This is a genomic window from Sporomusa sp. 246TCP1 (assembly GCF_057319775.1).
This window is the reverse complement of sequence record NZ_CM170492.1, coordinates 2,736,839-2,755,058: the sequence shown is the minus strand read 5'-3', so window position 1 is coordinate 2,755,058 and position 18,220 is coordinate 2,736,839. Positions and strand designations below refer to the sequence as shown.

General features: G+C 42.4%; 5 protein-coding genes. All 5 read left to right on the top strand.

Features of this window, described 5'->3' with window-relative positions:
* Positions 1 to 6 precede the first annotated feature (6 nt).
* The 5 genes from AC1ECB_RS12850 to AC1ECB_RS12830 are packed head-to-tail and all read left to right on the top strand — an operon-like array spanning position 7 to position 18,196.
* Entirely contained in the window at positions 7 to 9,795 is a 9,789-nt protein-coding gene (locus AC1ECB_RS12850) for an amino acid adenylation domain-containing protein (protein ID WP_485669059.1), read from the top strand.
* Positions 9,761 to 10,501 (top strand): thioesterase II family protein, encoded by a 741-nt coding sequence (locus tag AC1ECB_RS12845; RefSeq protein ID WP_485669058.1) that lies wholly within the window; start codon positions 9,761 to 9,763, stop codon positions 10,499 to 10,501. The genes AC1ECB_RS12850 and AC1ECB_RS12845 overlap by 35 nt, the downstream gene beginning before the upstream one ends.
* On the top strand, positions 10,501 to 14,703 hold the full coding sequence (locus AC1ECB_RS12840) for an acyl-CoA dehydratase activase (protein ID WP_485669057.1): 4,203 nt from the start codon (positions 10,501 to 10,503) through the stop codon (positions 14,701 to 14,703). The genes AC1ECB_RS12845 and AC1ECB_RS12840 overlap by 1 nt, the downstream gene beginning before the upstream one ends.
* Entirely contained in the window at positions 14,700 to 16,430 is a 1,731-nt protein-coding gene (locus tag AC1ECB_RS12835; protein ID WP_485669056.1) for an ABC transporter ATP-binding protein, read from the top strand. Before AC1ECB_RS12840 ends, AC1ECB_RS12835 begins: the two co-directional genes overlap by 4 nt.
* Positions 16,427 to 18,196, top strand: coding sequence for an ABC transporter ATP-binding protein (locus AC1ECB_RS12830; RefSeq protein ID WP_485669055.1), 1,770 nt, complete (start codon positions 16,427 to 16,429; stop codon positions 18,194 to 18,196). Before AC1ECB_RS12835 ends, AC1ECB_RS12830 begins: the two co-directional genes overlap by 4 nt.
* The last annotated feature ends 24 nt before the right edge of the window (positions 18,197 to 18,220 follow it).

The following is an 18,220-nucleotide window of genomic DNA, read 5'->3' as shown; positions in this document are numbered from 1 at the left end:
TAGAGTATGAATGAGCAGTTCCAGGGTTGTTTGTCAGATATTGAAACTAATATTAAGAAAATAGTTACTGACTTGCTTAAAGCCACTGATAAATCTCTTGATCTAAATGCAAGTTTTTCGGAACTCGGTATAGATTCAGTATTTGCTGTAGATTTTGTGCGAGAGGTTAATCGAAAATTAGGAATTGCATTGGGAATTGAAGTACCCTTTGTTTATAGAGGAATTAAGGAGTTAGCCGAATATATATTGGAGCAGCATGGGGCAGAACGGCCATTACTAAATACACATGATTTTGGCCAAGAAAAACAAATTACTTGTAATAATGAGGGAAGTAATAATTGCCATCAGGCTGTGATGACAGGAAAAGACTCAGATATAGCAATAATAGGTATTTCAGGTAAATTTGCCGGATCAGATACAATTCAAGAGTTTTGGGAACATCTACAAATGGGAGATTGTTGTATTGAGGAGATCAACCGTAAAGGCTGGGAAGAAAGAAAATATTATGATCCCGATCCTAATGTGGCAAACAAATCTATCAGTAAGTGGGGAGGATTATTAAGAAATAATGCTAGATTTGATGCTTTATTTTTTAATATTTCGCCCCGTGAAGCGGAAAGAATGGACCCTCAACAAAGGTTGTTTCTAGAAGAAGCATTTAAAGCTTTTGAAGATGGGGGATATTCTGTTGAGCAATTGTCAGGAAAAAAAGTAGGAGTTTTTGTGGGGGGACGGACAAGCGAATATAAGGAAAAAACTTTATTAGCAGACGATATTAATTCACAAACGTTTCTCGGTAATGATATGGCCATATTAGCTGCTAGAATTGCCTATTATTTAGATTTAAAGGGACCAAGTCTTACGGTCAATACTGCTTGTTCATCTTCTTTAGTGGCAATCCATTTAGCTTGTGATAGTATTCGGCGGGGAGAATCAAATATTGCTTTGGCAGGTTCTGTTTTTGTGCTTAGTTCACCGGAATATTATGTTATGGCATCAAAAACAAATATGTTAGCACCTGATGGCAGATGTAAAACTTTTGATAATTCAGCAAACGGGATTGCGATTGGCGAAGGTGTCGGGGCTGTGGTGTTAAAACCATTGACAGCAGCAATAGAGGATGGCAACCATATTTATGGTGTAATTAAAGGTTCTGTAATGAATCAGGACGGTAGAACAAAAGGCATTACCGCTCCTAATATGCTTTCACAGAAAGAGTTAATTTATGAGGCTTATAAAAATACGGCTGTTCATCCGGAAACAGTCAGCTATGTGGAAGCGCACGGCACTGGAACTAAATTAGGTGATCCAATTGAAGTTAAGGCTTTAACAGAAGCATTTCGTATGTTTACTGATAAAAAGCAATTTTGCGCTATCGGGTCACAAAAACCCAATTTTGGACATACCATTATGGCGGCTGGAATAGCGGGTGTTTTTAAAATTTTAATGGCGTTAAAATACAGGATGATTCCGCCAACAATCAGCTTAAAAGAAGTAAATGAGCATATAAATTTTATTGATACTCCATTTTATGTAAATACAACACTTCAAGAATGGAAAAGCAATGATGGAGGACCTTTAAGGGCCGGAGTCAGCGCATTCGGATTTAGTGGTACAAATTGTCATTTAATTATTGAAGAACCGCCGGTTCAAAAGAGTAAGGCCAATAATCAGATTAATCCGTATTATTTCTTTCCATTTTCCGCAAAGACAGAAATGGCATTAACCCAAAAAATTGCTGATATGGGTAAATGGCTAGAAAAAGAAGCAGAAAACTATTCGATTGAGAATATGTCCTATACATTATTGACCGGGCGAAGTCATTTTTCGGTTCGGTGTGTTTTAATTGCTAAAAACATGGATGATCTTAAAGCCAAAATAGCAGAAATCAGTGAGAAGGGAATAACGGAAGATTATTTCAGAAGTGAAGAACATGATCCTTTTGAAAAAGAAATCCCATTACAAGAATCGGTGGGACAGGGTGAGGGACTCATTGAAGAATTACAGAAAGTTCGGGATTTGACTGGAGAGATATATAAAGAAAAGTTGTTGCAGTTAGCAGCTTTATATGTTAAAGGCTACAACCTGAATTGGAAAAGCTTATTTAAAAAAGGTAAATACTACCATATTCCAATGCCGGTATATCCATTTGGCGGCGAAGATTACTGGTTGCCGCAAAGAGAAACGGATGGTAGGCAGGGGACTGTTTGTGTTGAGATGAAGGGTATGGAAACACATGTCGTTATAGAACCGGTTAAAGAAATCCAGGAAGAAATGGATAATAGATTACAACCTGTTTCATTTATTAGCGGTAGTGAGTTATTACAATTTTTTAAAAAACAAATTGCCGGTTTGTTAAAAGTTGATGAATCAGCTATAAATGATAACAGTCTTATTGCAGAACTTGGTTTTGATTCAATATTAATGCTGGAATTGAGAAATAAAATTAACGCGGAATTAAAAACGGATTTTTCAATACAAACGTTTGCTGAAAATAGTGATTTAAAGTCAATTGCTGCAGTATTACAATCCCAGTTAACGCAGTCGGTATTCCAGGCATTGCCTGAGATTGTAAATAATCCTGATAACCGTTTTCTGCCTTTTCCGTTAAATGATGTGCAACAAGCGTACTGGGTTGGAAGAACGAATGCTTTTGAACTGGGAAGTATCGCTACCCATGTTTATGAGGAATTTGAAAGTAAAAATATTGACCTTGTACGTTTGCAAAATGCGATCAATAAATTAATTCAGAGGCATGAAATGCTTAGGGCAATTATCCTCGAATCCGGCGAACAAATAATACTGCCAGAGGTTCCGATTTATGAACTGCACATAATCGATTTGAGAGGAAAGACGGAAGAAATAACCAGACAAAAATTGCAGGAAATCCGGGATGAAATGTCCCATCAGGTGTTGCCTGCTCATAAGTGGCCATTGTTTGAGGTGCGAGCCACGATCTTTAATGATGATGTAGTCAGACTTCACATCAGTCTGGATATGCTTATTGTTGATCTGTTTAGTATGAGTGTATTAATACGAGAATTAATCCTTTATTATAGTAAGCCGGAGTTGCAACTGCCGCTGTTGGAGCTTTCTTTCCGGGATTATGTAATGGCCGAAAAGCAGCTTGTAGAAACGGAAGCTTACAAAAGAGCCAAAGACTTTTGGCTGGAACAAATTGACACGCTGCCGGCCGGGCCTGAAATACCTTATGTAAAACCATTAAGTTCTATTCAAAAAGCTTTTTTCCGCAGGAAACAGGCAACATTAGCGAACACGCAATGGGAAACCGTTAAATCAACTGCGCAAAAAAATGGCCTTACACCTTCCGTGGTTTTGTTAACAGCATATGCCTTAGTAATTGCATCCTGGGTAAAAAATCCCCGGTTCACAATTGATATGACTCTTTTCCGCAGACTGCCACTGCATCAACAGGTGAATGAAATAGTCGGTGACTTTACATCCGTGGTATTAATGGAGATGGATTTTAGCAGTCGCTGTACGTTTATGGATTATGCCAAACAAGTACAGAGAAAAATGTACCAGAATTTAGATAATACCTATTTTAGCGGCATTGAATTTTTGCGAGAATTGGCGGCGAGACAGAAGGGGAAACATCGTACCTTAATGCCGGTGGTTTTCACCAGTGGTTTGGGGCTTGATTTGTGCGGCGGATTGAATGCTGCTGAGCTACCACAGGATGTCGCCAATATCCTGGATTCTTTTTCACAAAACAGCTATGGAGTCAGTCAGACCTCGCAGGTCTGGCTCGACCAGCAGGTATTTGAAATTAAAGGTGAGCTTGTCTTCAATTGGGATGTTGTGGATGAATTGTTTCCGGACGGTATGATTGATGATATGTTCCAGTGCTACTGTGAACTGCTTGCGAACCTGGCAGAGCCTGAATTTGACTGGAATCGGGAAATTTATCCGGTTCCTCAGGCACAATTGGCACAACGCCGGCAGGTGAATGCAACCGCCGGGCCTGTAAGTGGAAAGCTGCTTCAGGATTTTCTGGCGGAACAGGTAAAAATTGTTCCTGACAAAGATGCCGTCATTACGGGTAACGATAAACTTAGTTATGCCCAACTCTTTAAACGCAGCAACCAGCTTGCCAGACACCTAAGAAACCTGGAAGCCAGCCCCAACACCCTAATCGCGGTTGTCATGGAAAAAGGCTGGGAGCAGATTGTCGCAGTCTACGGTATTCTTTTTGCCGGAGCAGCTTATCTGCCGATTGATGCTGATGTTCCGCCCGAAAGATTGCATTATCTTTTAGCCACAAGTGAGTGCAAGATAGCGGTAACGCAGGACAAATATAAGGCTACACTGGACTGGCTTGCAGAAATTCAAACGGTTAGCGTAACCGACAATCAGCTGGACTTGCTGGATGATTCCTCGCTAGATAACCTGCAGACACCGTCAGATATTGCCTATGTTATTTTTACTTCTGGCTCTACCGGCAATCCCAAGGGCGTCGTTATCGACCACCGCGGCGCAGTCAATACCATACTGGACATCAATCAGCGCTTTGGCGTTACCGGTAACGACTGTGCTTTGGCGATTTCCAATCTTAACTTTGACTTGTCGGTCTATGATATCTTCGGCTTGCACGGAGCCGGTGGCAGTATTGTCTTGCCGGCGGCAGCAGACGCCAAAGACCCGGCTCGCTGGCTGGAACTGCTGGCAGCAAACCGGATTACTGTGTGGAACTCAGTCCCGGCTATTGTCCAGATGCTGGTGGAATATGCTGCAGGCAGCGGCAAGCAAATACCGGCAGCATTGCGGCTGATTATGATGAGCGGGGATTGGATACCGTTGAACCTACCGGAACAAATATGGCAGCAGCTGCCGGAGGCTTCACTGTACAGCCTGGGTGGAGCCACAGAAGCTTCGATCTGGTCTATTCACTATCCGATTAAGCAGGTCAATGCTGAATGGACAAGTATTCCTTACGGCACACCGCTAAAGAACCAGCGCTTTCAGATTTACAATGAAAAACTGGAACCGGTACCGGTATGGGTACCCGGACAGTTGTATATCGGCGGGATAGGCTTAGCCAAAGGTTACTGGAAGGATGAAGAAAAGACCAAGGCAAGCTTTATTACCCATCCGGTGACCAGGGAACGGTTATACCGGACCGGCGACCTTGGCCGCTATTTGGCCGATGGTACGATTGAGTTTCTTGGCCGTGAAGACTTCCAGGTAAAAATCAACGGGTACCGGATTGAGTTGGAGGAAATTGAAGCAGCACTGGAAAAGCATGAAACAGTAAAAGCGGTAGTTGTGGCAGCATTAGGTGACAAAACGCAAAAACGGCTGGTCGGGTATATTGTGCCGTGTGAGTATGATCAGGCAGTGAATGACAAAGAAGCCTATTATGCCGGCATCAATGCGTACTTGCGCACAAAACTGCCTGACTATATGATTCCGGGAGCTTATGTGCTATTGCCGGAACTGCCGCTGACCACCAACGGCAAAGTGGACAGACAGCGCCTGCCGGAACCGGATTTATTGGCAGATAATGAGGTTGACAGGCAAAAAGATCCTCGTACAGAACTGGAAAAGAAAATTGCTGACATTTGGAAAGCAGAATTGAAATTGCCAGGTATAGGAATTCATGACAATTTCTTCGGTATTGGCGGTGACTCCCTGACAGGTGTTCGCATTAATAACCGTATTTGTCAAGAATTTTCTGTTGACCTATCTCTGGCAACGCTTTTTGAAACACAGACAATAGCAGCGTTTGCACTTGTAATAGAGACAATTCTGCAGCAAGGCAGCAGCAACTCGATGATGGCAGAACTGCCGGCGATTATAGCCGATCCTGATAACCGGTATCAGGTATTTCCGCTGACCGACCTGCAGCAGGCTTATCTGTTAGGGCGCAATGCATTTTTTGAGCTTGGCAATGTAGCGACACATATTTATCAGGAATTCGAAATGAAAAATGTCAATATTCAAAAGCTCAATGCGGCATTACATACCCTTATTGCCAGGCATGATATGTTGCGGGCTGTTATCTTTAACAGCAGCGAACAAAAGATTTTAGAAGCGGTTGAACCTTATGTTATTGAAGTATATGACTTCCGAAAATTGGACAAGAAAACCAGAGAAATCAGGCTGCAGGAAATACATGAGTGTATGGCGCATGAAATGCTGCCTGCAGGCAAATGGCCGCTCTTTGATATCAGAGCAAGCGTGCTGACGGAAGATATAACCAGGCTGCATGTCCATTTGGATATGCTGATTATGGATTTTACCAGTGTTATGAACTTCTTCAATGAATGGATGATGCTTTATCAAACCCCGGATGTACCTTTGGCTGATATCGCTGTACATTACCGTGATTATGTTTTAACGGAAAGAAAAATAAAGGACACCACTCTGTACCAGAAGTCAAGAAACTACTGGCTGTCAAAAGTAGATAGTCTGGCTCCGGCACCGGAATTGCCGTTAAAAACTAACCCTCAAACTATAGCCAACCCTCGGTTTAGACGTAAATCCTCCACTCTTTCACCAGGCCAATGGAATACATTAAAAGAACGGGCCAAACAGCAGGGAATTACTCCCTCAGGCATCTTATTTGCAGCCTATGCGGCGATTATTGGCGCCTGGAGTAAAAAAAGCCGGTTTACACTCAATCTTACTTTGGCAAACCGTCTGCCTTTACATCCCCAAATCGACCAGATTATAGGCGATTTTACATCGGTAGCCCTTGTGGAGCTGGACTATTCCCAGCCGGAAAAATTTCTTTCTTGGGCACAGCACAGCCAGAAAGCGATGCTGGAGACGCTTGACTATCCCTACTTTAGTGGCGTTGAAGTAATCCGCGAACTTGTATCGCGGCGGGGTGGCATGAGAGAAGCTATTATGCCGGTAGTTTTTACGAGTGGCTTAGGACTAAACAATGAATTTCCTGATTTGTTCGCAAAACAAAAGGGAGAGTTTAGCAGTTTATCGGAAACTTCGCAGGTCTGGCTCGACCAGCAGGTATTTGAAATTACAGGTGAGCTTGTCTTCAATTGGGATGTTGTGGATGAATTGTTTCCAGAAAGTATGATTGATGACATGTTCCACTGTTACTGTGGGCTGCTTGCAAACCTGGCAAAACCTGAATTTGACTGGAATCAGGAAATTCACCCGGTTCCTCCGGCACAACATGCACAGCGCCGGCAGGTGAATGCAACCGCCGGGCCTGTAAGTGGAAAGCTGCTTCAAGATTTTCTGGCGGAACAGGTAAAAATTGTTCCTGACAAAGATGCTGTCATTACACCTAACGATAAACTCAGTTATGCCCAACTTTTTAAACGCAGCAACCAGCTTGCCAGACACCTAAGAAACCTGGGAGCAAGCCCCAATACCCTGGTCGCAGTTGTTATGGAGAAAGGCTGGGAGCAGATTGTTGCAGTCTATGGCATTCTTTTTTCCGGGGCCGCCTATTTGCCTGTTGATGCTGATATTCCACCCGAAAGATTGCAGTATCTTTTAACTACAGGTGAGTGCAAGATGGCGGTAACGCAGGAAAAATATAAGGCTGCACTGGACTGGCCTGCAGAAATTCAAACGGTCAGCGTAACCGACAATCAGTTGGATTTGCTGGATGATTCCCCGCTAGATAACCTGCAGACACCGTCAGATATTGCCTATGTTATTTTTACTTCAGGTTCTACCGGCAATCCTAAGGGCGTCGTTATTGACCACCGCGGCGCAGTTAATACCATACTGGACATCAATCAGCGCTTTGCCGTTACCATCGATGACTGTGCTTTAGCGATTTCCAATCTTAACTTTGACTTGTCGGTTTACGATATCTTCGGCTTGCACGGAGCCGGTGGCAGTATTGTCCTGCCGGCGGCAGCAGACGCCAAAGACCCGGCTCGCTGGCTGGAACTGCTGGCAGCAAACCGTATTACTATGTGGAACTCAGTCCCGGCTATTGTCCAGATGCTGGTGGAATATGCTGCAGGCAGCGGCAAGCAAATACCGGCGGCATTGCGGCTGATTATGATGAGTGGGGACTGGATACCGTTGCATCTACCGGAACAAATATGGCAGCAGCTGCCGGAGGCAGCGCTATACAGCCTGGGCGGAGCCACAGAAGCTTCAATCTGGTCGATTCACTATCCGATTAAGCAGATCAATGCTGAATGGACAAGCATTCCTTACGGAACGCCGCTTAAAAACCAGAGTTTTCATATTTACAATGAGAAACTGGAACCGGTACCGGTATGGGTACCCGGACAGTTGTATATCGGCGGAATAGGACTGGCCAAAGGCTACTGGAAGGATGAAGAAAAGACCAAGGCAAGCTTTATTATCCACCCGGTGACCGGGGAGCGATTATACCGGACCGGCGACCTTGGCCGCTATCTGCCTGACGGTATGATTGAGTTTCTTGGCCGTGAAGACTTCCAGGTAAAAATAAACGGGTACCGGATTGAACTAGGGGAAATTGAAGCAGCACTGGAAAAACAGGAAACGGTAAAAACGGCAGTTGTGGCGGCGCTAGGAGACAAAACGCAAAAACGGCTGATTGGGTATATCGTGCCGTATGATTATGACCAGGCAGTATCACAGAAAAATGAGTATAATTCGAAAATTAATGAGTTTTTACGCAGTAAAATACCTGACTATATGATTCCAGGAACCTATGTGCTGCTGGCAGAGCTGCCGCTGACCGCCAACGGCAAAGTGGATCGGCAGCGTTTGCCAGAGCCAGATTTGTCCCAGCAGGAGCATAATGACTATAAAGAATCCACCAATGAAATGGAAGAACGGATGGTACAAATATGGAAGAGAGTATTAAAGTTAGCTAATATCGGTATAAACGATAATTTCTTTAACATCGGCGGGAACTCTCTGCGAGCGATGCAATTGTTGACAGAAATTCATAAGGAATTTTTTGACCTTCAACTACCTATGAATATTTTGTTAAAAGAGCCCACAATAAAAAAAATAAGCCATTTTTTACAGCCGTTGGTTAATGAACGAAAGAACACGTATTCCTGTTTAACACCGAATAACATCGCATTTTTGAAAACTCCCAGTAATCCGGAGTTGTATCTGTTTTGTTTTCCTAATTCCTCGTATTATGCTACTGGTGAAATGTTTGCGCCATTTGCGGCCTGCTTGCCGGATTCAGTTGAAGTTATGGCAGCTAATATTCCGGGGCATGGCAATACTAAGACGCTTTTGCCAACGATTCAGGAAATGGTTGTACCTTTTGTTGATTTTATCGCCAAGAAAAAAGATAAACCCCTGTACATTATGGGATATTGCTTTGGTTGTACGCTTGCTTTTGAACTTGTTAGGGAACTTGAAGCCCGTAATTGTACTATTGACGGATTGATCATGATCTCATCCATGGCTCCTGATGCATCAGGAAAACACTATTGGCCTGACACATCAGAGACTGAGATGGTAGAAACCTTAAAGCAGGCTGGCTCAGCGATGGTTCAAATGCTAGACGATATGTCTGCGGAGGAAATTGCAGATAATTGTGCAATCGTGCGCAATGATCTTCGAGCGATGATGAATTATCAGTATCCTGATTATAAAATACGCAGTCCGCTTTATTCGTTTCAAGGTGAAATGGATAAGTATATTGTATCGACAGACTATCTGCCGCATTGGGAGAAATATGCCCAACAAGTCATTTATACGGTTATTCCTGGTGGAGAACACGTATTTTTGGAATCACATACGCAGATTGTTGCTGAAAATCTATGTAGGATATTTTTTGGAAAGGAGAATCAAAATGTTAGATCAGAGGCTGATCTCCTTAAATTCTAATGACGGTTGTTTGGGAACACTTGTCTGTTTTCCTTATGCCTGCGGCAATGCTTCGATGTATTATCGATTTTCACAGATGATTAGTCCCACTATTGAGGTGCTGGCTGCTGTTATGCCCGGACATGGCGGTGGTGATGAACTGCCGGCTTCAATCGAAGAATTTGCAGCACCATTTATCCCGCTAATAGAGACGATGCAGAAACCAGTGTTTGTTATGGGTTACTCATTTGGCGGTTTTATTGCCTATGAGCTGGTACGCAAACTTCTTGACGATGGTTGTAAATATGTTGTTGGGCTTCTCCTGGTCAGTTGTCCACCGCCTGGAGCTAGGCGGGAGATGGATTATATATTAGCAGTTAGCGATGATGAACTAAATTCGTATACACTTAAGTGCTATGGATTTGATCTCAGTCTGCTTCCGACTACCGACAAACATAATTATTTCCGGATACTTAGAAACGTTGCATGTGCTATGCACAAATATGTGTTTGCTGATACTAAGCTTACTGTACATAGTTTGGTGGCACTAGGTAAGCAAGAAGAAGAAATGGAACTGGTTCGGAATATTCAGCGGTGGAGTGAGTATCTTACATCAGTAAGATACTCCATGCTTCCTGGAGGGCATATGTCAATTAAGTCTTATCCGGATGCACTAGCCCGGATAGTTAACGGGTTTGTAAATCAACAGGTTGGGGGAGTGCGCTGATGCGTGTATATGTTGGTGTGGATATTGGTTCTGTAAGTATTGATGTAGCAATTGTATCTGAAGATAATATACTATTGTCGGATCAATATATCAGACATAATGGCCGAATTGATGCCATCCTTTTCGATGTGGTTAAAGGCATAGAACAAAGGTATGAAATTATCGCTATGGCTGCTACAGGTGTTGGTGCGTCTAGGGCTGTAGCCAATTTTGGTGCAACAGCGGTAAATGAGGTTATTGCACTTGTTCAGGGAGTCACCAGTCAAAACCATGATATTAGAACGATTATTGATATTGGTGGCCAGGATTCAAAACTGATTATTATGGAAGAAAACATTAGCAGGAAGAGTGACAAGATGGTGCTAAAGGATTTTTCCATGAACAGTTTTTGTGCAGCAGGAACAGGTAGCTTTCTTGACCAGCAATCAGCCCGTTTACATTTGACAATAGAAGAGTTTGCACAACAGGCTCTGTTAGCTAAAAATCCGGCACGGGTTGCCGGACGCTGTTCGGTGTTTGCTAAATCGGACATGATCCATTTGCAGCAGAAAGGGACTCTTACTGAGGATATTGTTGCTGGTTTATGTAATGCGGTTGCCGGTAATTTTAAAGCCAATATTGCTAAAGGTAAAGAATTAATACCACCAGTCATATTTACAGGAGGTGTTTCTCAGAATCCAGGAGTTCTGTGGGCTTTCCGCACGGCATTCTCATTGTCGGAGTCCGAACTGTATGTACCGGGGAATGCAGTGACCATGTGTGCTTATGGAGCTGTACAGTGGCTACTGCATAATCCTGAAAAGATAATTTCATGTAAAAGTGTGGAAACTAGAAAAGCAAAACAAGAAAATTCTGTAGCCGAGAAAAAGCAATTGAGTCCACTTAAGGCAATGAAGTCATGTTTTCCCCAACATAAGTTTACCGATAAACCTCAATTGCCTAATGGTCCACTGTTTCTGGGAATTGATATCGGTTCAATTTCTACGAATATCGTGCTTCTCAGTCAAACAGGTGAGGTCATATTTAAACGCTATCTTATGACTGCCGGACAGCCTATAGAAGCTGTCCGCTATGGGCTGAGCCAGTTATACGAGCTTTATGGGACTGCAGTATTTATTGCCGGGGTTGCTACCACCGGTTCGGGGAGACTGCTAATCGGTGATCTCTTAGGTGCGGATATTATTAAAAATGAAATTACAACCCATGCTAAGGCAGCTACTTTTTTAAACCCGCAGGTAGATACAATTTTTGAGATAGGTGGTCAGGATTCTAAATATATTCATCTTGCTGATGGAATTGTGGATAATTTTAGCATGAACAAAGCCTGTGCTGCCGGTACTGGAAGTTTTTTGGAAGAGCAGGCGCAAAAACTTAATGTGCAAATTAAAAATGAATTTGCCAGATTAGCCTTATCTTCGGCCGCACCCCTAGATTGTGGCGAAAAGTGTACAGTATTTATGGAATCGGAAATTGTAAAATATTTTGAAAATGATGGAGAAATCGCCGATATTACGGCCGGGTTGGCCTATTCTATTGTACATAATTATTTATTGAAGGTAGTAGAGAACCGACCGATAGGTTCTTGTATTTTCTTTCAAGGCGGGGTTGCGGCAAATGAAGCTGTGGTTGCGGCATTTGAGGAGGTAACCGGAAAAACGATTTATGTTCCAGAGCATTATGAGGTTATGGGTGCTCTTGGCTGCTGTTTGCTGGCACGGGAGCACTACATGGCAAACCCAGGAATAAAGTCCCGGTTCAAAGGTCTTGACTACCTGGAACGCCCGTTTAAAACCTATACATTTGAATGTCGCGGCTGTGATAACCTGTGTGATATTAATAGAATCATGATTGAGGGTAATCAATCATTGTATTATGGCGGACGTTGTGAAAAATATGAGGTTGCGTCTCATAAAGAAGTGAGTTCTATTCCTGATTACTTTGCTGCTAGAGAAGCGCTACTTTGCGGACAAGTGGAAACGGACGAAAGTAAGCAAGTAATTGGCATTCCCCGTATTCAAATGTTTTATGAATATTTTCCTTTTTTTAAGACATTTTTTGAAAATTTAGGTTTTGCGGTAAAAATAACACCAGAATCGAATCGCGATATCATAAATCGTGGTATTGACAGTGTGCGCACGACTACTTGCTTTCCTGCTAAATTGGCGCATGGGCATGTTAGCTTGATTGTTGACCAGGCTAAGCTTGGTAAAATTGATGCTGTCTTTATCCCCTCGCTGCGGGAAACACAATCCTGCGCCTTGCGTCATCATCCAATGGCCAATCATTGTGATTTTGTCGTTTTTATTGCTGAGATGACAAATGAATCTTTGCATATTGAAAAAAAAGGGATACCTATATTAAAACCAGAGCTTCATTTTCGCATGGGCCCGGAAGCAGTTAAAAAGGAATTATACAAAATGATGCAGTCTATGGGGCATTATGCGGTAAAAAGTGTGTATGATGCCTGCGATGATGCCTTTAATCAATACAATACATTCCGCAAGAAAATGTTGGCCAAAGGGCAGGCGGCTTTGTCACGTATTGCTCCTGACGATAAGGCGGTTGTTTTGATAGGAAAACTTCATAATACCTGTGACAAGGTATTAACATTGAATCTTCCCAAGATATGGCGGGGACTAGGCGTACATTGTCTGCCAATGGATTTTTTCGATTTTTACAGTTCGGATGATGTACATGCTGCCTGGTATAATACTACCCTGGCTATGGGACAACGTATGTTGACGCTTAGCGATATAGTTCGGGATATGCCCAATGTATATCCTGTATATGTGACTAATTTCAGTTGTGTAAATGATTCAATGATGTCCCATTTTATAAAAAGTGAGCTTGGTGGTAAACCGGCATTATATCTGGAAATTGATGAACATTCGGGAGAAGCTGGTATTATAACACGGTGTGAAGCATTTCTTGATGCGATTTGTTCGAAGCCAAATGCAACTGCTTATCGACCGGACCGGATTCAACACAAATCTTTTGATAGGGAATCAGTCAAGACGCTCTATATCCCTTATGTGGCCAGAGGCTCTAGAATCTGGACAGCAGCATTTAGGCGCTGCGGTATTAATGCTGTATCGTTACCCGAACCTGATCAAGAAAGTGTTGCTTATGGTCAGCAATTTACTACTGGTGAAGAGTGCTACCCTTGTATTCTTATTACAGGTGATATTTTTAAAAAGATATTATCCTCTCCCAATGAAAAAGGCATGGCTTTTTTTTCTCCCGGCTCATGCGGCAGTTGCCGGTATGACTCGTTTAACCCTCTTCATAATATTGCCTTAAAAAAACTTGTAAAAACTACATGCGGAGTCGGAGATACAGTTATTGTTGATGATTATGGTCAAGCAAACCCACAATTTAAAGAGATTGTTTCAAGCTCCAACTATAGAGAGGCAATAGTGAAAGCATTTATTGCTCTTGACATATTAAACCGCCTGCTTCTAAACATCCGGCCGTACGAGTGCGAAAAAGGCATGGCGGAAAAGGTCTTTGAAACCTGTATCGATTCTATCAGCTATACATTAGAAAAGGGCAAAAGGTTTTCTGAAGCTATAGATAAAGCTGTGGCGGCAATGCTGGCAGTATCTGTTGACCGTACAATACGGCGACCCCGTATTGGGGTTATGGGGGAGGCTTATATACGCAATGTTGATTTTTCTAGCAATAATCTCATTCAGACCCTTGAATTGCTTGGAGCAGAGGTTGTTACACCTCCGGTGCATGAATTAATGAAATATACAAGGTATAAAAATATCTATTATGCGGAGAAAGCGGGAAACTCTGTTCAGGCTGCAAAGGCGAGATTAATAAATCAGCAAATTGATAAACAGGAAGAAAAATATATCAAACCAATTATTAAACATTTGGGTTACAACTTCGAACCTTGTATGTTGAATCACATCCAAAAATCAGGTATGACGCTTAAAGCCGGCAGCCATATTGGGGCAGCGATCGAGATGATCAACTATAAAGCAGATGGCATCATTAATGCCATTCCATTTAACTGTGTTCCCGGTATGGTTATAGAATCGCTTATGGAACGATTTAGAAGTGAATATTCCAATATTCCCTTTTTAACATTAACTTTTCAGGGGCAAAATCAGGCCAACAACCTGACGCGTCTCGAAACGCTTGTGCATCAATGCCAAGAGAAAATAAAAGAGGAGCAAAATGTCGCATTATGATTACAAACACGGTTGAGCTGCTATCAGCAAGGGATATGAGGAGAAGTATTCTGGCCGGGTTTATTAATGCCGCAAGTGTAGTTTGCGGCATTATACCCTTTTTCTACATTGTGTCCATGTTGGATTTACTGGCGCAAAAACAGCCTTTTACAGCAATTTTTCCGCAATGCGGCATGGTTGCTTTGCTGCTTGTGGTAAAAGCGGTGTTGTATGGGCTTGGCACGGCAATAACCCACCGGGTTGCTTTTTCTACGCTGGCCAATATCAGGAGCAGGATTATTGCTCATATCGAGCACTTGTCATTGTCAGATATGGAAAAGCACAAATCTGGAGAATTTGCACAGATTGTCAATCATGAAGTAGAGCAGATTGAACTGTTTTTAGCGCACGCATTGCCTGAATTGCTTATTGTGTCAATCATTCCGGTAGCAATTATTGCGTTTATGTGTAGCGTTTTCTGGCAATTTGCCCTTATATATGCCATACAAATTCCATTGTTGGCGTTATATACGAAGTGGTATATGAAAGGTTATGCCCCAAAATTTGATGAGTACTATAAACGTACAAGCCTGATGAGTGCAGACTTGCTGGAATATATTGCCGGAATTCGCGTTATTAAAGTGTTTAACACCGGCAAGGGAAAAACGCGGCAGGTACTTGAACGGATGCATGATTATATTTTTTGGGTAAAGCGGGTAACTCGCTTAATTATCCTGCCGCGATTCATCCAGAACCTGATTATCGCCTGCGGGGTGTTAGTGATTGCTATTGTTGGCGCAAAGGAGCTCTTTGCTGGAACAATCAATTTCAAAACTTTTGTTGTCGGGATTATATTTGCCGGTTTTTTTGGCGAATCGCTTGGCAAACTTTTAATTTACACATTCAGAGTCATGAAGTTTAATGCGTCATGCAAAGCAATTCTGTCCATTTTATCCATACCACCCCAAAAAAGAGCTGAGACGCCCGGGACTCCCGGTGACATAGTTTTTTCCGCTGTTTCATTTGCTTATGCCGCGGCTCCGGTACTTGAAAATGTATCATTTACCATCCATTACAATACAACTACAGCCTTGGTCGGCTTATCCGGGTCTGGTAAAACAACAATCGGCAAGCTGATTAATGGTTTTTTGCTTCCGGATGCGGGGATGGTTACAATAAACGGTGTTTCAACAAAGGATCTGCCGGAACAGGAAATTGCCCGGTTGGTGTCTTATGTACAGCAGGAAGCGTTTATGTTTAACACTACGATTTATGAGAATATTTTAATCGGCAACCCTGATGCAACGGAACAGGAAGTATATTTAGCAGCAAAAAAGGCGCAAATTCACGATTTTATTAAGTCGTTGCCTGATGGGTATAACACAATGGCTGGTGAAGGAGGCTCCCGCTTGTCGGGCGGAGAAAAGCAGCGTATTTCATTGGCTAGGATGATTCTCAAAGATGCGCCAATCATTGTACTGGATGAGGCTACATCTTCACTTGACCCTCAAAATGAGCAGGCTATTGAGCATGCAATTGAAGCTGTTTGTGCCGGTAAAACCCGGATTATTATCACTCATCGGTTGGATACTGTCAGCAGTGCGGATAACGTTATTGTTGTGGACAATGGGCGAATCATTGACCATGGCTTCCATACAGAACTCATCGCGCGGTGTGGAAAATACAAACAGATGATAGCTGCTCGGTGTACTGCGGAAAATTGGACGATAAAGGAGGAGTTGTTGTGATTGAGTTATTGAGGAGTTTGGGAACAAAAGAGAGCAGGTTTATGATCGGTGCAATCTTCTCCTTTATAATTATGGAAATAGCCGGAGTGGCAGCGATAATTACGATCCTGTATATGGTATTTGGTATTGTCGATGGAAAGATAACGTCAGGTACGGTTATACCTTATTGGTCATGGATGGCAATATTGCTGCTAATCCAAGCTGGTGCCGTAACTATGGGAGATTTGATTAATCATGAAGCAGGTTATTCACTTGTTGAGCGTATCCGTGAAACGATAACCTTAAGGTTGCAGAAGTTTTCACTTGCTTTTTATACAAAAGAACAGCTCAGTGAAGTCAGTACGGTAATACAAAAGGATGTTGATACGCTGGAAATGGGTATTGCTCATTTATGGACGCGAATGGTTGCCAGTATTAGCGTTTCCATTATTTTCGGCAGCTACCTTTTTTTTAGCCACTGGCAACTGGCACTTGTTATGACAGCAGGTCTTACTCTGGCACTGGTTGCGCTACTATTTGGTACAAAAAAAAGGCAGCGAGATCATGCTGTAAATCTGGCCGATAATGTTACAATGCTGGGTTATTTCCTGGAGTTTGTAAAGGGAATGTCCATACTGAAATCCTATAAAAAAAATGATTTGTTGCAAAAACGGCTCAATACCGCTGTTGAACAGTTTGGTGCAAGCAGCATACAGGTGGCCAATTCAGCCGCTTTTGTATTAGGACACTATTTTGGGTGGTTGGAAATTTCTTTCGCATTAGTAGTGACCTATGGTGCTTACAGCGTCTTTGGCCAGGAAATTACAGTAATGGAATATATTATTTTTGTGGTTATGTGTAAAGAATTTTTTAAGCCGTTTTTTGCCGCAGAATCATACTATTTGAATTATATTATGGTAAAAAATAGTTATGATCGTATTCAAAGAATAATGTGTTCGCCGGTACTGTCTGATAATGGCACACAAGACTTCCCCAGACATTCGGATATTACCTTTAAAAATGTTTCTTTTTCCTATGAAGAGGGTCAAAAGCAAGGGGGGGCGCTTTCAAATATTAGTATTACTGTACCAGAAGGGACAATAACCGCATTAGTAGGACCTTCTGGTTCAGGAAAAACTACGCTTACCAACCTATTGCTGAGGTTTTATGATTCTGATTCCGGAAGTATTCAAATCGGCGGAATTGATATTAGGGATATGTCGTATGAGACGCTGCTCACCCATGTAACAGTTGTGATGCAGGATGTATTTCTTTTTTCCGGCACGATTTATGAAAACTTGCTACTTGGCAACCAGCAGGCTACAGCGGAAGAAGTGGTGACAGCTGCCCAACAGGCTATGATCCATGATGAAATCATGGCCATGTCTGAAGGCTATAATACAGTTGTCGGCGAGCAGGGATCAGGTTTATCAGGCGGACAGCGCCAGCGACTGTCTATTGCCAGAGCCTTTCTCAAAGGCGCTGATATAATTATTCTTGATGAAGCTACCAGCAATGTTGATCCAATTAACGAACAACGGATTCAGCAGGCGATTTCCAATCTTGCGCGCAATCGAACAGTAATTGTCATTGCGCATCATTTGCGAACCGTTAAAAATGTTGATCAAATTGTTGTACTGAAAAACGGGTTAGTTGTTGAGAAAGGAAAACACGCTGATTTAATAGGAAATAACAAACTTTATGCAGCAATGTGGCAAGCGCAAAATAAAAGGATAGGTAAAAATGATAAATTACTAGTTCAGAGGTGGCAAAGAAAAATCGGGTAATTTAAAGGGAGAATTAATACTCAA

Coding starts and splice junctions, on each gene's coding strand:
- AC1ECB_RS12850 (WP_485669059.1), top strand. CDS start 7: ATGAATGAGCAGTTCCAGGGTTGTTTGTCAGATATTGAAACTAATATT.
- AC1ECB_RS12845 (WP_485669058.1), top strand. CDS start 9,761: ATGTTAGATCAGAGGCTGATCTCCTTAAATTCTAATGACGGTTGTTTG.
- AC1ECB_RS12840 (WP_485669057.1), top strand. CDS start 10,501: ATGCGTGTATATGTTGGTGTGGATATTGGTTCTGTAAGTATTGATGTA.
- AC1ECB_RS12835 (WP_485669056.1), top strand. CDS start 14,700: ATGATTACAAACACGGTTGAGCTGCTATCAGCAAGGGATATGAGGAGA.